Origin of the sequence: Nonomuraea sp. NEAU-A123 (assembly GCF_018603905.1) — a bacterium.
In the GTDB taxonomy this organism is placed as follows: domain Bacteria; phylum Actinomycetota; class Actinomycetes; order Streptosporangiales; family Streptosporangiaceae; genus Nonomuraea.
Window position 1 is genome coordinate 160,251 of sequence record NZ_JAHFZZ010000012.1, and the last position, 14,016, is coordinate 174,266.

Consider the following 14,016-nt stretch of genomic DNA (forward strand, 5'->3'; position numbering starts at 1 on the left):
CATCGCTATCCACTCCATTGATGATTGCAGGACATCGGTCGTGGATCTCTCCGACACGCTTGGGCGTTCCGCTTGTGCGGCTCCTCGATCGTCACTCACAGTACTTGTATGATTACCGGATCGCGGCGCGCGCTGCCGCTCGTGGCGGCGATCGCCGTGACGGCCGGCGTGCTCGTGCTGGCGGCGGTCGTCGTCCGCGCCGGCTCCGCGAGCCCCGTCGCCGCCCCGGCCGCCGGGCCGGGGTTGCGGTGGGAGCCCGGCGCGTGTGTGCGCGGTTCCGGGGAGCGCTACGACCTGACGCCGTGCAACGGCGGCGACTCCGAGGTGGTCGCCGTGACCGCCGATCCGCCGGGTCCCGGCGCCTGCCCCGACGACGTCGATGACGTCCTGCGCATCGACGGAGGGCGCGCGGCCTGCGTACGCAACTTCCTCGATCCGCACCCCGGCGCGCCCGGTGGTGGCGGGGGAGTGCTCAGGCCGGGCGACTGCGTCGCGCTCGACGGCCGCGAGCGGCCGTGTTCTGAGCCCGGCTGGTACGGCAGAGCCGTCGCGCTCGTCCGTACACCCTCGAACTGCCCCGCGACCACCCTCGACACGCTCACCTTCGACCACGCGGCACCCGGCACGCTGACCGGAGACGCCGTGATCTGCCTCGGCGCCGGCGGCAAGGTGCTCGACAAGGGAATGTGCGTGACCGAGCCGGGGCCCGGCGTGGTGACCAGGTCGGCGATCAACCGGGTCTCCTGCGCCTCACAGAGGGCCTGGGCCCGGGTGACCGGCTTCGCCGAGTCCGCCAAAAGCTGCCCGGACAGCTCCGAGCGCTACCTGGAGGCTCGGGGTGCCTACCGTCCCGTGACCTGTCTGCGTCTTGTGAGCAAGTAAACTCGGCGAACGTGAGTCTCTCCATTGGCATCGTCGGTCTGCCCAACGTCGGCAAGTCCACGCTCTTCAACGCGTTGACCAAGACCGGCAACGCCCTAGCCGCGAACTACCCGTTCGCCACCATCGAGCCCAACGTGGGCATCGTGGGCGTGCCAGACGACCGCCTGCCCAAGCTGGCCGAGATCTTCTCCTCGGCCAAGGTGCTGCCCGCCAAGGTGGAGTTCGTCGACATCGCGGGCCTGGTCAAGGGCGCCTCGGAGGGGCAGGGGCGGGGCAACCAGTTCCTCGCCAACATCCGCGACACCGACGCGATCTGCCAGGTGATCCGGGTCTTCACCGACCCCGACGTCACGCACGTCGACGGCGAGATCTCCCCCAAGCGCGACATCGAGACCATCAACACCGAGTTGATCATGGCCGACCTGCAGACGGTCGAGAAGGCCATCCCGCGCCTGCAGAAGGAGGCGCGCCACAACAAGGACAAGAAGGTCGCGCTGGAGGCCACCGAGGCCGCCCTGGCCGTGCTCGAGACCGGCAAGACCATCTTCGAGAGCGGACTCGACCGCGACGAGCTGCGCGAGCTCCACCTGCTGACGGCCAAGCCGTTCCTCTACGTGTTCAACCTCGACGCCGACGAGCTGATCGACTCCGCGCTCCGCGAGCAGCTCTCCACCCTCGTCGCCCCGGCCGAGGCGGTCTTCCTCGACGCCAAGATCGAGTCGGAGCTGGTGGAGCTCGACGACGAAGAGGCGCTGGAGCTGCTGCAGTCGGTGGGCCAGGAGGAGTCCGGCCTGTCGCAGCTGGCCAGGGTGGGCTTCGAGACGCTCGGTCTGCAGACCTACCTGACGGCCGGGCCCAAGGAGACCAGGGCCTGGACGATCCGCAAGGGCGCCACCGCTCCCGAGGCCGCCGGCGTGATCCACACCGACTTCCAGCGCGGCTTCATCAAGGCCGAGGTCGTGTCGTTCGACGACCTGGTCGAGGCGGGCTCCATCGCCAGCGCCCGCTCGGTGGGCAAGGCCCGCATCGAGGGCAAGGACTACGTCATGCGCGACGGCGACGTGGTGGAGTTCCGCTTTAACGTCTGATTCCCGGATAGGTGAGACGTCAACCACTTTGGGCCCCTACGCGTCGAATCGTCACAGCGTTTACGCTGACTCGGGAGGGCCCTCATGATCCGTCGCATCATCCGGAAACGACGTCCAGCACCTTCACTCGCGGGTATCAGCCTCGAAGAGGAGCTCGCCCTGTTGCGGGTCGAGCTCATGTACGGCCTGCGCGTCAATCGCGAGGCGTACTTGCGCAGAAAAGTGGACGAGCGCGAAGAGCTCGCCACCCGGATGCGTGACCAGGACGCCGCCACCATGCTCGAAGACCTCCGCGGCTCGCTGGAGCGGTCGGTACGGCCCACGGTGGTCGATCTGCGGAGCAGGAGACGGCACGACCCGGGACAGGACCCAGAGCCTGCCTGAGGGCGCGCCACGCACCAGGCCGCAGGCCCCTGAGGGGGTGTGCGGCCGTTCGCGTGTTATACCAATTCCGCAGGTCAAAGAGAGTCCATGGCTGCTTTGGACAGGAATCCATGGCCGCCGGGCTATGCCAATACCGGCCTCTGGCCTGGTCAAATGCCCATTTGGCAGGGCAAATTGCAAGGGTTGGCGCTCCAGCGTGTCATGTGCACCTGGTTTGCCCATGGACGGCGATGCCTGCAGCATGGGCGTGGCTTTCCTGGAACAATGGCGGAGGCAGGTAGTGTGACTGCTTTACCGCAGATGATGGGGATCGGCAACGGACGACACCGCGCCAGCCCGGGGGATCGGCGCGAGCGGAGGCGTGATGGCTCGTAGGTCAACCGTCCAGCAGGGTCCTCGGATCCCTGGCGACCCCGAGCTTTCGGCACGCCACGACATAGCCGATTTCGACGTGTCGCCTGCCCGCAGGCCGCGCCGTGGTGGCTGGTCGGGCGCCGGCGGGCGATGGTTGGTGTGGACCGGTCGCATCATTCTCTGGGCACTTATCGCGGTTATCGTGGTTAATGGGGTCCGTGCCCCATTTGAGAGGTTTACTCAGGGGAGCGCGGCGACGCCGAATGAGGCGCCCGTGGCCAATCACGGATTCCCGGTCGACCGTGGCATGGCGTTCGCCGCCCAGTTCGCCGGCGTCTATCTGAATTTCAGTCCGGCCGACGCGCAGAGCAGGGCGGGCAAGCTGGCCGCGTTCCTGGCCGACGGCATGGATCAGCAGATGGGCTGGGACGGCAACGGCAAGCTGGCCGCCGTCGCGATCCAGCCGTACGACATCGAGGCCAGCGACGCCAACGACGCGATCGTCACCGTGGCCTTCCAGACGGGCTCCCGCCGGATGATGCTGTCGGTCCCGATCTACTACTCGGCTGACGGCGCCGGCAAGTTCGTCGTCTCCGGCCGGCCCGCGATACTGCCCGCGCCAGGCCGGGCCGACCTGCCCCAGCTCGCCAAGCCCGAGAACGACGACGCCGTCGCCGCGGAGCTCAAACCGCAGATGGAAGACTTCTTCAAGAACTACGGCTCGGGCGACACGACGGGCTTGCAGCGCTATGTCGCCGCGGGCAAGAGCATCGCGAGTTTCGGCGGGGCCTTCACCTTCGCCGAGCTCAAGGAGATCGTGGTGCCTGTGGGGGGCGCCACTCGAGAGATCCAGGTGGTCGTGGTGTGGACCGTGCCCAGTGGCGCGGCCCCGTCAGCCGACCCGAGTAGCACCGACCCCAACGCGGCCGGTGCCCGCCTGGAGCAGGCATACCGCCTCACCGTCGAGAAGCAGGGCGACAAATGGTACGTCGATGACATCCGCGGCGCCGGTCGGGCCGTTGGGTAGACGCACTCACGCACTGCTGATCGGTAACCCCGGGAGGACAAAGAAGTGATCTTGAAAACGATAGTGCTCAACATGATGGAAATGGCGCCAACGCCCACCCCCACCGGGATCGACTCCGCGGGGCTCGCCAACTTCCTGCGGGCCTTCTTCGCCCCACTCTTCCTCGTCGTCGTCTCTGTGGTCGCCCTCTTTTTCCTCTTCACGCGGGAGATCACGAGGTTCGTCCAGTTCCTCATCCTGGCCATCGCCATCGGCGTGATCTTCTACGTTCCCAACATCATCGAGGTGACGGCGAAGGCGATCGCGGGAGCACTGGGCATCAAGTAAAGGGTTGAGACCGCTCAAGGGCGGTCATTGTACGAGCGGGTGGAGAGGAGGACCGCGTGGACCTGCCCACGTATACCAATATCTGGCGAATCGAGAAGCGGCTCTACAAGCTGTACGACCTACGGCTGCCGATGCCGCTCCCCATCGTGTGGATCGGCGTGTTCGTCGGCGTCCTGGCTCCATGGTCCCTGCTTCTCATGCTCGTGGGCATCCAATTTCACGCACCATGGCACGTGCTTTACCTGGTGCCGCCGGGCATCGTCACCTGGCTGTCCACCCGTCCGGTGATCGAGAACAAGCGCCTGACCGAGCTCCTGCAGTCGCAGCTGCGTTATGTGGGCGAGCCGCGAGCCTGGTGCCGGATGGCGCCGACGGCCGAGCCCGAGATGATCACCTTCGCGGGCCGCGTCTGGCGGGTCACGCCCAAGCGGGTCAAGGCGCCACGCAAGGCGCGCCAGCCCCAGCGCAAGCGTCGCGCCGAGCTCGCCATCGCCGCCGAGTCCGTCACCGGGGCCAGACTGTCTGTCGGCGGGACCAAGCCGGCTGTCGGCGCCGAGCCGGTGACCGGGCCGCGCCAGGTCCGCCCTGCGGTCGCGGCTGCCGCCGCGGCGGCGGCGCAGGCTCCGGTCACGGAGTCCAGGCCCGCCCGTCCCGGCTGGGGCTCGGCCCCGCGCCGCGGCACCGCCCCCGACCTGGCCGCGGTCGGGCAGACCGAACCAGGGCGTCAGTCTGAGACCCCGGACCGGACACTCGCGATGGGCTCCCGGTCGACGTCGGGGATGGGGTCGCGGGGAGGTACACGGTCGGAGGAGACGCCTCTGGTCGCCGCACAACTGGACGAGGGCGGACACGAGGTCTCTCGGGCGGACGAGCGGCGCCGGGGCGCCACGGGGCGGGGCGACGAGTCGTCCTCGGCCGTGCGCGGGAAGGGCGCGGCTCGGGAGGGCGTCGTCTCTGACGTCGCCCGTATGGTCGGGTTCGTGCCGGGCGCTGACGAGGCGCGGGCCGTTCAGGAAGCGCACGGCGTACGGGAAACGCGGGAAGTACGAGAAACGCCGGTTGAGTCGCAGTCGCCGGAGGGGGCTGCGGAGGGCCGTAACGCGTCACGTGAGGACCGGCCCGCTGCGGCCGGTAAGCCGATCGACACGGAGGCACTACGGCGGCTCCGCAAGCTCGCCGCGAGCGCCGACACCCCGTCGTCCAGCGAGGCGGCGCGCGCCGAAGTGGCGCGCGCTGAGGAGACCGGCTCGGAGGTGGCGCGCACTGAGGCGGACAGCTCGGAGGCGGTTGGCTCGGAGGCGGCGCGCGCTGAAACGGCCCGTTCGGAGACAGCGCGCTCGGAGGTGGCGCGCGCTGAGGTGCTGGGTGGTGGAGCGGGGGCTCGGGATGTTGCGGCTGGTGGAGTCATGGGGGAGGGGCAGCTAGCGGAGGCGGGCGGGTCTTCGGGTGTGGGCCGGGGTGAGGAAGCGCGGCAGGACGAGGGTGACGGTCCTGAAGAGGTTCGTGCGGTTGGGGCGGACGAAGTGGCGCGTGATCAGCACCGGAAGGGGCAGCCGCCCAGGCAGGGTCCGTCGCTGGTGCTGCCGGATGCGCAACGGCTCTGGCCGGTCAGTCCCGACGGCAAGCCGGTGCGGTTCATCCGGCCGGTGACGGGCGACGAGGAGGGTCAGGAGACGGAGACGGCTCCAGTTGGGCGCGACGAGCCCACGACCACCGCGTCCGTTCACGAAATCGGCCCTGCCAGAAGCGGGCGAGCTCGTCAAGACGGCGGCCCTGCCAGGAGCGGGCGGGCTGGTCAAGATGCCGACCCCGCCAGGAGCGGGCGGGCTGGTCAAGACGCTGGCGCTGCCAAGAACGAGCGGGTCCGTCAAGACGGCGGCCCCGCGAAGGGCGGGCGGGTCGAGCCGGACGCGGGCGAGCCTGGTAGCGCGGCAGCGGCCGGGGCCGAGCCATCGCGTAGCGGGACGTTCGAGAGTGGGGCGGTTGAGAGGGAGTCGGTCGGGCGGGTGCCTGCGGCCAGGCAGGTTGCGCCGGGGCCTAAGCCCGGCGAAAAGGTGCGGCGGGTCGAGTCCGTGGTGGGTCGTGACTCCGGTGGCTGGCGGCGGATCGCGCAGGTGGTCGTCGGCGGCGGCAATGTGCGGACCGACGGGTCGGAGATCGACGAGGCCAGGGCGCGGGCGGTGTTCAGCGGCAGTCGCCGGGTCGTGGTGCTCGGGTGCACCGGCGGCGCCGGGCAGAGCACGACCGCGCTGATGCTGGGCCACACCTTCGCCAAGTATCGCGACGACCGGGTCGTGGCCATCGACGCCAACACCGGCGGCAACACCCTGACCAGCAAGATCGAGCCGGAGACCCCCGAGACGCTGGCCTCGCTGCTGTCCGGGCTCGACCGGGTCAGCGGCTACCTGACCATGCGGGGCTACACCACACGCACCGCCTCGGGGCTCGAGGTGATCGGCGCCGACACCGACGCGGGCGCCGAGCAGCGGCTGTCCGACCGGACGCTGTTCTCCGACCATCGGCTGGGCCAGGTCATGCACCTGCTCGACCGGCACTACAAGCTGGCCGTCATGGATCCGGCCGCCGCACTCGCGGCCCGCGTACTCCCGTACGCCGACCAGCTGGTCCTGGTGGTCCCCGCGAGTGAGGAGGCGGCGGAGGCGGTGGCGATGACGTACGAGTGGCTCGACGGGCACGGCTGCGCGGACCTGCGCAGGCGGGCGGTCATGGTGGTCAACGGCGTGAGCAGGCGTTCGATGGCCGATGTCGAGCAGGCGGAGTCGGTGGCCAGCGGCAGGTGCCGGGCCATCGTCAGGGTCCCTTGGGAAGACGATCTGGCGCCGGGTGGCGACGGGGTCGTCGATCCCGGGCAGTTGCGCGCGGCCGGGCGGCGGGCCTATCTCGCCCTCGCCGGGGTCGTGGTCGCGGGCTTTGCGGCAAAGACGGTCCGTCCGAGCGAAGAGGAGTTGGCGAGTGACCCCCCGGGCACGAGAATCGGTGAGCGATAAGTGAACGTCCGAGCAGGTCTGACTTGTTCATGCGCCGAGGGGGCGGCATGAGCAGGGCGTCCCGAGCGCATCAGCGCCTGGCGGTCCGCTATTTCGACGACCGCATCCTGCTCACCAACACCTCCGCATGGGCGTATTTCCGCCTTCCGACGGTCAGTTATGAGTTCGTCACGCCCGAAGAGCGTGAGGCGCTGGCCACCAACATCACGATCGCGCTGGCCACGATCAGGATGCCCGACGCCGAGGTTCACCTGAGGGTCGCGCACCGCACCTATCCCGCGGCCGAATGGGCGATGGCGCTCAACGCCACCTCCGACGAGGGGCCGGGCTGGCGCGACTACCTGGAGGAGATGTACCGGCACGTCTGGGCCAAGGACTTCTGGTCCAAGGAGGTCTATATCGGCGTCCGCCTCGGTCCCCGGGGCAAGCAGATGGGCGCCGGCGCGCTGTCGCAGCTCTTCGGCTTCTATCAGCGTACGGAGAAGGTGCTCGGGATCGAGGACGACCATGTGCCGGACAGCGAGATCGGCAGATGGACCGAACAGGCCGAGCGGCTGGGCCGCGCACTCGCATCCAGCGCCCTCTACGCCCGGCACGCCACCTCCGTAGAGGTGGCGTGGCTGTTCCAGCACTCGGCCGCGGGCGCGCTCGGTGACCCGCCGCCGTCGGCGAGCCCGAAGCGGCGCTGGGGCAAGGGCGAGATCGAGTCGCTGGTCGAGGGTGAGATCCACAACGGCAGGTCGCTGCTGCGCATCGTGCAGCCGCAGGGCGACTCCTATGTCGCGCAGCTGTCGTTCGCCCGCTTCCCGGACATCATGCCGTTCCCGGACGGCGAGCCGTGGTTGCACTTCGCCGACCAGTTGCCCTTCCCCGTCGAGGTCTCGTCGCGGATGCGGCTCATCCCGCCGGTCAAGGCGTCGAAGGACGTCGCGCGCAAGCTCGCGCACGCGCGTGACATGGACATCCACATCCGCGAGGCCGGCGCGGAGGCGCCGCTCGCGCTGGCCGAGCAGATCGACGCGGCCCGCATGCTGGAGCACGGCATCACGAAGGAACGACTGCCCTTCGTGTACGGCTGGCACCGGCTGATCGTCTCGGCCCCGACCGAGGAGATGTGCGTCCAGCGGGTCGAAGCGGTCATCGAGCACTACCGTGACATGGGCATCGACGTGGTCAACTCGACCGGCGACCAGTTCTCGCTGTTCTGCGAGGCGCTGCCGGGGGAGAAGGTCAGGGTCAACGCCTACGCCCAGCGGCAGCCGCTGCGGACGATCGCCGGCGGCATGGCCACCGCGACCGTGGACCTGGGCGACCGGCTGGGCGACGGCAGCGAAGGCTGGCTCGGCCCGTACATCGGCGAGACCGTCGGCAGGGCCCGCAGCATCGTGCACTTCGACCCGCTCGTCGCGGCCACCCGCAACCGGCCGACGGCCATCGCGATCACCGGCGAGCCCGGCGGCGGCAAGACCACGCTCGCGCTGCTGATGATCTACCAGATGTCGTTGCGCGGCGTCACCGTCGCCGTGATCGACCCCAAGGGCGACGCCGAGTCGCTGGTCCAACTGCTGCAGAAGCGCGACCGCAAGGCCCGCGTCATCCCGCTCGGCTCGGCCGCGCCCGGCCTGCTCGACCCGTTCTCGTTCGGCGACGACATCGCGGCCAAGAAGACCATGGCCACGGAGACGCTGCGGCTGCTGCTGCCCCGGATGTCGGAGGAACGCGAATCGGCCATGATCCAGGCCGTCGCGGCCGTGTCCAACGGGGTGGATCCGTCGCTCGGCAAGGTGGTGGAGTTCCTGGAGCAGTCCGCGGACGCCGCCTCCAAGAACCTGGGCGCCGTACTCCGTTCCATGTCGGAGATGCGGCTGGCCAAGCTCTGCTTCGACCCCTCAGGTGGCGACCAGGTCGACACCGAGGGGTGGACGACCGTGTTCACGCTCGGCGGCCTGACGCTGCCCGACGTGGCGACGGGCCGTGATGACTACTCCTATGAGCAGCGGCTGTCGGTCGCGCTGCTCTACCTGGTCTCCCAGTTCGCCCGGCGGCTGATGAACAGCCTGGACCGCCGTGCGCCGAAGGCGATCTTCCTGGACGAGGCGTGGGCGATCACGTCCACGCCGGAGGGCGCGAAGCTGGTGCCGGAGGTCAGCCGCATGGGTCGTTCTCGCAACACCGCGCTGGTGCTCGTCTCTCAGAACGCCGGTGACCTGCTGAACGAACAGGTCACCAACTGTCTGTCCTCGGTCTTCGCGTTCAGGTCCACCGAGCGGGTGGAGGTCGATCACGTCATGTCCCTGCTCGGGGTGGAGGCGTCGGAAGAGCACAAGGCCGTACTGAGATCACTTGGCAACGGCGAATGCATTTTCCGCGATCTGGATGGCAGGGCGGGGCGCATCGGAGTAGACCTGATCTCCGATGACCTGCTTCGTTGGCTCGATACGAATCCGACACACGACAAACCCAGCGACAACGGGCATCATGATCGTCAAGGGGGAGTGGGCAGCAGAGCGCAGGAGGTGCGGTCATGAAGTTCCGGCTACCCAGACGTTTCGCGCTCGCTTTGGCGCTGCTCGTGAGCATCCTCGTGGTGCCGATCGTGGTGGGCGCGCTCTCACCCGCCAGTGCCGCGGCGCCCTGTGACCTGTCCGGCGCGCTCGCTCCCGAGGTGATCGGCAGCGGCTCCGACGGCATGATGATGCCGCCCGTGCCCGAGGGCGGCCCGGTCGCGCCGACCACCAACTACGCCCAGTTCGGCATGAGCGGCCAGTTCTGGCACACGTACGACCTGGGCTGCTCCGACTTCGCCGCGGTGCTCGGCAACACCTGGGCCAACACGATCTTCCTGTGGGCCAAGGCGATCGACCGGGTGACCATCACCACCTACCAGGCCGCCGCCACGGAAGGACCGCTCCAGTCCATCAAGGACGTGGTCGACGACATCGTGGTGAACCTGTCGAACGCCATGTACTGGCCGTTGCTCCGGCCTCTGGTCATCATCGGCGCCATCTGGCTGGCCTGGTACGGGCTGATCCGCAAGCGGGCCACCACCACCGCCGAAGGCGTGATCTGGATGGTGCTCGCGGTCACGGTCGCGACCTGGTTCTTCAGCAGGCCCGGCGACTTCACCGGCCTCGGCAAGATCGTCACGGACAAGACCGGCGAGGTGGTCAACTCCGCCTTCTCCGGCCTGCCCGGTGCGGGCGGCGCCTCCTGCCTGCCCGGCCCCGGCCAGACGAACCCGCAGGTCAAGGCAGGCGGCTACGGCCAGACCGGCACGCCCGGAGTCGACCAGAACGCCGAGGCGCTGTGGTCCACGCTGGTCTGCAAGCCGTGGCTGATGGGCCTGTTCGGCACGGCCGACCCCAACCAGCCGATCGTGCGCGACTTCGGCCGTACGATGCTGGAGACCCAGTCGATCCCGGCCGCGACGGTCAATCAACCGGCTCCAGACGTCGGCGCTCACCAGGCAAAATACGCTGAGATCGCGGAGAAACTCAAGAACGACTCGCGCTACATGATCTTCTCTGGCCGAGATTGGACCAGCAGGCTCGGCGTGGCCATCGGCGCGCTGATCGCCGCTCTGGTCGCCGGGGTGCTCATCTTCCTGGTCGCGGTCTCGCTGCTGGTGCTGAAGGTCGGCTTCCTGCTGCTGCTCATACTCGGGCCGGTGTTCCTGCTGATCGGCGTGCATCCGGGCAGCGGGCGGATCATCGCCATGCGGTGGGTGGAGATGCTGATCGGCACGCTGCTCCGGCAGGCCGTGCTCGCGCTCGTGCTCGGCGTGCTGGTGTACGGCTACGCGCTGATCATCTCGACCGCCATGCCGTGGGGGTTGCAGATCCTGTTCATGGCGTTGCTGACGATCGCGGTGTTCTTCTACCGGCGGCCGTTCCAGCACCTGTTCGCCTCGATGAACGGGCACACGCTGACCACCCGGATGCTCGGCGACGCCGCGAGCTCGTCCGTACTGGAGCGGTCGTCCTCGGCGCTGCCGCCGGTGGCGGCGGCCAGGATCGGCCGCTGGGGCGCGCGCAAGGCCGAGCCGCTCATCCAGGCGGCCGCGATGGGCGCTTCGGCGGGCACCGCGGCGGCCGCGTCCACGGTCGCCCAGGGCCGGGCCCGCGGGCAGGAGGGCGCGGAGGGCACGGCGGCGTCCGGCACCCGGGTGCCCGCCACGGCCGCGCCACTGAACACTGACCAGCAGGGCGGGAAGGCCGCGGGCAGGCAGGTGCCGGCGCCGCGTGCCGGGGCCGCGCCGCCGCTCAACCTGAGCGGCACGCCGACCCGTACCCGTGGCACTCCGGCGGCCGGCGGGGCACGGGCGTCGGGTGGCCCGTCGGGCGGCTCGTCAGGTGGTTCCGCTGCCGGCGCCGGGAGTGGCGCGAGCGGTGGAGGTGGCTGGTTCGGCGGGCGTTCCGGGGGCGGCTGGGCTGCACGCGGTGGCTCGGGCGGCTCCGGTGGCACCAGGTCGGGCGGCACCCGGTTCGGCGGATCAGGCGGGTCGGGCGGGTCTCGATCGGGCGGTTCCGGGTCGGGTGGGTCCTGGCTGGGCGGCTCAGGTCGTTCCGGGGGCTCGGGTGGTTCGGGTGGTTCCGGCAGTTCGGGCGGGGCTCGGCCGGCGAGTCGTGGTTCGTCGGGTGGCGGGATGTTCGGTGGCGGTGGTGGTTCGGGTTCGCGTCGCCCGGCCGACGAGCCGACGAGCCGCTCCTCCGAGGCGCCGCCGCTCTGGTTGCCGAGCGGTCGCCGCGGCAGCGGCTCCGGTGGTGACGAGCCGTCCGTGCCGTTCTGGCTCAAGCCCAGCAGCCCGGACAGGGACTGATCATGGCGCAGCCGGGTGACAAGCGGGGAGTCGCCTTCGCCGCCATCGTGGCGGTCATCGCCGCCGTCGGCATCTACCTGACGATGTGGCCGGACTCCGGTGACACGGACGCCGGGCAGCCGTCCGCCGGCCGCACCACGACCGTCTCACCGGCTGCGCCGAGCAAGCCGCTGGCCACCGCCAGCGGCAAGCCGTTCGACATCTACTCCTACCTGCCGATGACGAAGGAGCAACTCGCCGCGGCGGCCGACCTGGCCGAGCGGTTCACCGCCGCGTACGGGACGTTCCGCTACGACGAGGAGCCGTCGGCCTACGCGGATCGGGTCAAGGTGTTCACCACCGCCGACTTCGGCAACGTGCTGGCCAGGACGCGCACCTCACCCGGCACCGTCGACCATGACCGAGCCGACGAGGTCGTGGCCGCGGGGGCGGCCAAGATGAAGGAGATCAGGCAGGTCGAGAAGTCGTCCGTCGTCTTCGTGGTCACCGGGACGCAGCAGATCACCGCCAAGAGCGGCAACAAGCAGCTCGTGGACGACTACGCGGTCACGGTGAGTCAGATGGGCTCCGACTGGCGGGTCTTCGACCTGCAACCCGCCGGCGATGGCCAGGATGGGGACATTCAGGGGTGAACACCTCCCGCGCCCACGTCGCCCTGGCGGTCGGAGTCGCCGGGGTGCTGCTCCTGGCCGTCGTCATCATGTCGCCGATGCTCATGACCTCGATCCCGTCGTTCCTCGGCAGCGGAGGCACCGGCCGTACCGACTGCCTCGACGGCGGCACACCCGCGCAGGAGGTGTCCGACACCGGCGCCGCGGACATCCCGGTCGACTACCTGGAGCTCTACAAGAAGTTCGGCAAGAAGATCGGCGTCCAGTGGAACATCCTGGCCGCCGTCGGCAAACGCGAGACCGACCACGGCCGTTCGAACATGGCGGGCGTCAAGAGCGGCACCAACTATGCGGGCGCGGCCGGGCCGATGCAGTTCCTGATCAGCACGTGGGGCGGCAAGGCGCAGATCGCGATGTCGTCGAAGTTCAGTGGGTACGCCTCCGACGGCAACGGCGACGGCGTCGGTGACGTCTACAACCCCGCCGACGCCATCCTGGGCGCCGCGAAGATGCTCAAGCGCAACGGCGCTCCGGAGAAGGTACGGCAGGCGCTGTTCATCTACAACCGCGCCTGGTGGTACGTCGACCAGGTCGAGCAGATCGCCAAGGGCTACGCCAAGTCCGGTGACGTCGAGGTGCCGCCGCAGGCCGACGACGCCTGCGACGATCCGCTGGTCGAGGCCGCGCCGAGCGATGTGGTGGCCAAGATCCTGGAGTTCGCGCTGGCCCAGCGCGGCAAGCCGTACCTGTGGGGCGGGACCGGCCCCGACGCGTTCGACTGCTCGGGCATCATCTACGCCGCCTACAGGGCGGCGGGGCTGTTGATCCCGCGGACCACGTTCGGGCAGTGGCCGTTCGGCGTGAAGATCTCGCAGGGCGAAGAACAGGCGGGCGACCTGGTGTTCTTCAACGCCGGGCCGGGCACGGGACCCGACAGCCCCGGACACGTCGGGATGGTCGTGTCGAAGGGCAAAATGGTCGAGGCGCGCTGCACGCTGTGCGGGCCGATCAAGGTGACGAGCTACCAGGCGCGCGACAATATTGTGGGTTTCACCCGACCATTACAGAACCCAGATGTGCTCGAGCAGCTTAAGAAGCTGCAGAATGCCGCACTATGACAGTGATCGTGGTTGCGGCGGTGATCGTTTCGTCAGACGGGCGCGTGCTCGCCGCGCAGCGGGCCGAGCCGCCCGCGCTCGCCGGCGGGTGGGAGTTCCCGGGCGGCAAGGTGGATCCCGGCGAGGGTGAGGCCGCGGCGCTGATCCGGGAGTGCCGCGAGGAGCTCGGGGTGACCGTGTCCGTGGGCGCGCGGGTCGGCGGTGACTGGCCGCTGTCCGAGGGATACGTGATGCGGGCCTGGCTGGCCAGGGTGGTCTCGGGTGTGCCGGAGGCCAAGGAGCATCTGGCCCTGCGGTGGCTCGGGCCGGGTGAGTACTACGACGTGGCGTGGCTCCAGGCGGACCTGCCGCTCATGAAGGCCGTGGAAGTTCTGCTCCGGCAGGATTAACCGTCTCCC

Annotated in this window: 11 protein-coding genes; all 11 read left to right on the plus strand. The window is 69.4% G+C overall.

What is annotated here, in order from left to right:
• The first annotated feature begins 108 nt into the window (after positions 1 to 108).
• The 11 genes from KLK06_RS34050 to KLK06_RS34100 all read left to right on the plus strand — a co-directional run bounded on the left by KLK06_RS34050 (position 109) and on the right by KLK06_RS34100 (position 14,007).
• Entirely contained in the window at positions 109 to 882 is a 774-nt protein-coding gene (locus tag KLK06_RS34050) for a hypothetical protein (RefSeq protein ID WP_214639697.1), read from the plus strand.
• Between the two features lie 11 nt (positions 883 to 893).
• A complete protein-coding gene (gene ychF, locus KLK06_RS34055) occupies positions 894 to 1,970 on the plus strand; it encodes a redox-regulated ATPase YchF (RefSeq protein WP_214639699.1) in 1,077 nt (358 codons plus the stop codon).
• An 84-nt stretch (positions 1,971 to 2,054) separates the two neighbouring features.
• Positions 2,055 to 2,354, plus strand: a complete 300-nt coding sequence (locus KLK06_RS34060; RefSeq protein WP_214639700.1) for a hypothetical protein — start codon at positions 2,055 to 2,057, stop codon at positions 2,352 to 2,354.
• A gap of 628 nt (positions 2,355 to 2,982) precedes the next feature.
• The gene (locus KLK06_RS34065; RefSeq protein ID WP_308168566.1) at positions 2,983 to 3,735 is read left to right on the plus strand and encodes a conjugal transfer protein; all 753 of its coding nucleotides are present in this window, start codon (positions 2,983 to 2,985) and stop codon (positions 3,733 to 3,735) included.
• A 72-nt stretch (positions 3,736 to 3,807) separates the two neighbouring features.
• Positions 3,808 to 4,062 carry a hypothetical protein gene (locus KLK06_RS34070; protein WP_250906473.1) on the plus strand — a complete coding sequence of 85 codons (255 nt, stop codon included), beginning with the start codon at positions 3,808 to 3,810 and terminating at the stop codon, positions 4,060 to 4,062.
• Positions 4,063 to 4,118: 56 nt separating this feature from the next.
• On the plus strand, positions 4,119 to 7,070 hold the full coding sequence (locus KLK06_RS34075; RefSeq protein WP_214639704.1) for a TcpE family conjugal transfer membrane protein: 2,952 nt from the start codon (positions 4,119 to 4,121) through the stop codon (positions 7,068 to 7,070).
• 47 nt (positions 7,071 to 7,117) lie between these two features.
• Positions 7,118 to 9,598, plus strand: coding sequence for an ATP-binding protein (locus tag KLK06_RS34080; RefSeq protein WP_214639705.1), 2,481 nt, complete (start codon positions 7,118 to 7,120; stop codon positions 9,596 to 9,598).
• Positions 9,595 to 11,889 carry a type IV secretion system protein gene (locus KLK06_RS34085; protein ID WP_214639706.1) on the plus strand — a complete coding sequence of 765 codons (2,295 nt, stop codon included), beginning with the start codon at positions 9,595 to 9,597 and terminating at the stop codon, positions 11,887 to 11,889. The genes KLK06_RS34080 and KLK06_RS34085 overlap by 4 nt, the downstream gene beginning before the upstream one ends.
• A gap of 2 nt (positions 11,890 to 11,891) precedes the next feature.
• Positions 11,892 to 12,521: a hypothetical protein gene (locus KLK06_RS34090; protein ID WP_214639707.1), complete on the plus strand. Its 630-nt coding sequence runs from the start codon at positions 11,892 to 11,894 to the stop codon at positions 12,519 to 12,521.
• Positions 12,518 to 13,618: a bifunctional lytic transglycosylase/C40 family peptidase gene (locus tag KLK06_RS34095; RefSeq protein WP_308168567.1), complete on the plus strand. Its 1,101-nt coding sequence runs from the start codon at positions 12,518 to 12,520 to the stop codon at positions 13,616 to 13,618. Before KLK06_RS34090 ends, KLK06_RS34095 begins: the two co-directional genes overlap by 4 nt.
• Positions 13,615 to 14,007 carry a (deoxy)nucleoside triphosphate pyrophosphohydrolase gene (locus KLK06_RS34100; protein ID WP_214639708.1) on the plus strand — a complete coding sequence of 131 codons (393 nt, stop codon included), beginning with the start codon at positions 13,615 to 13,617 and terminating at the stop codon, positions 14,005 to 14,007. Before KLK06_RS34095 ends, KLK06_RS34100 begins: the two co-directional genes overlap by 4 nt.
• The last annotated feature ends 9 nt before the right edge of the window (positions 14,008 to 14,016 follow it).

What these genes read in the sequence shown, in the direction of transcription:
- KLK06_RS34050 (WP_214639697.1), top strand. Translation starts at nt 109, where the DNA reads ATGATTACCGGATCGCGGCGCGCGCTGCCGCTCGTGGCGGCGATCGCC.
- KLK06_RS34060 (WP_214639700.1), top strand. Translation starts at nt 2,055, where the DNA reads ATGATCCGTCGCATCATCCGGAAACGACGTCCAGCACCTTCACTCGCG.
- KLK06_RS34070 (WP_250906473.1), top strand. Translation starts at nt 3,808, where the DNA reads ATGATGGAAATGGCGCCAACGCCCACCCCCACCGGGATCGACTCCGCG.
- KLK06_RS34080 (WP_214639705.1), top strand. Translation starts at nt 7,118, where the DNA reads ATGAGCAGGGCGTCCCGAGCGCATCAGCGCCTGGCGGTCCGCTATTTC.
- KLK06_RS34085 (WP_214639706.1), top strand. Translation starts at nt 9,595, where the DNA reads ATGAAGTTCCGGCTACCCAGACGTTTCGCGCTCGCTTTGGCGCTGCTC.
- KLK06_RS34090 (WP_214639707.1), top strand. Translation starts at nt 11,892, where the DNA reads ATGGCGCAGCCGGGTGACAAGCGGGGAGTCGCCTTCGCCGCCATCGTG.
- KLK06_RS34100 (WP_214639708.1), top strand. Translation starts at nt 13,615, where the DNA reads ATGACAGTGATCGTGGTTGCGGCGGTGATCGTTTCGTCAGACGGGCGC.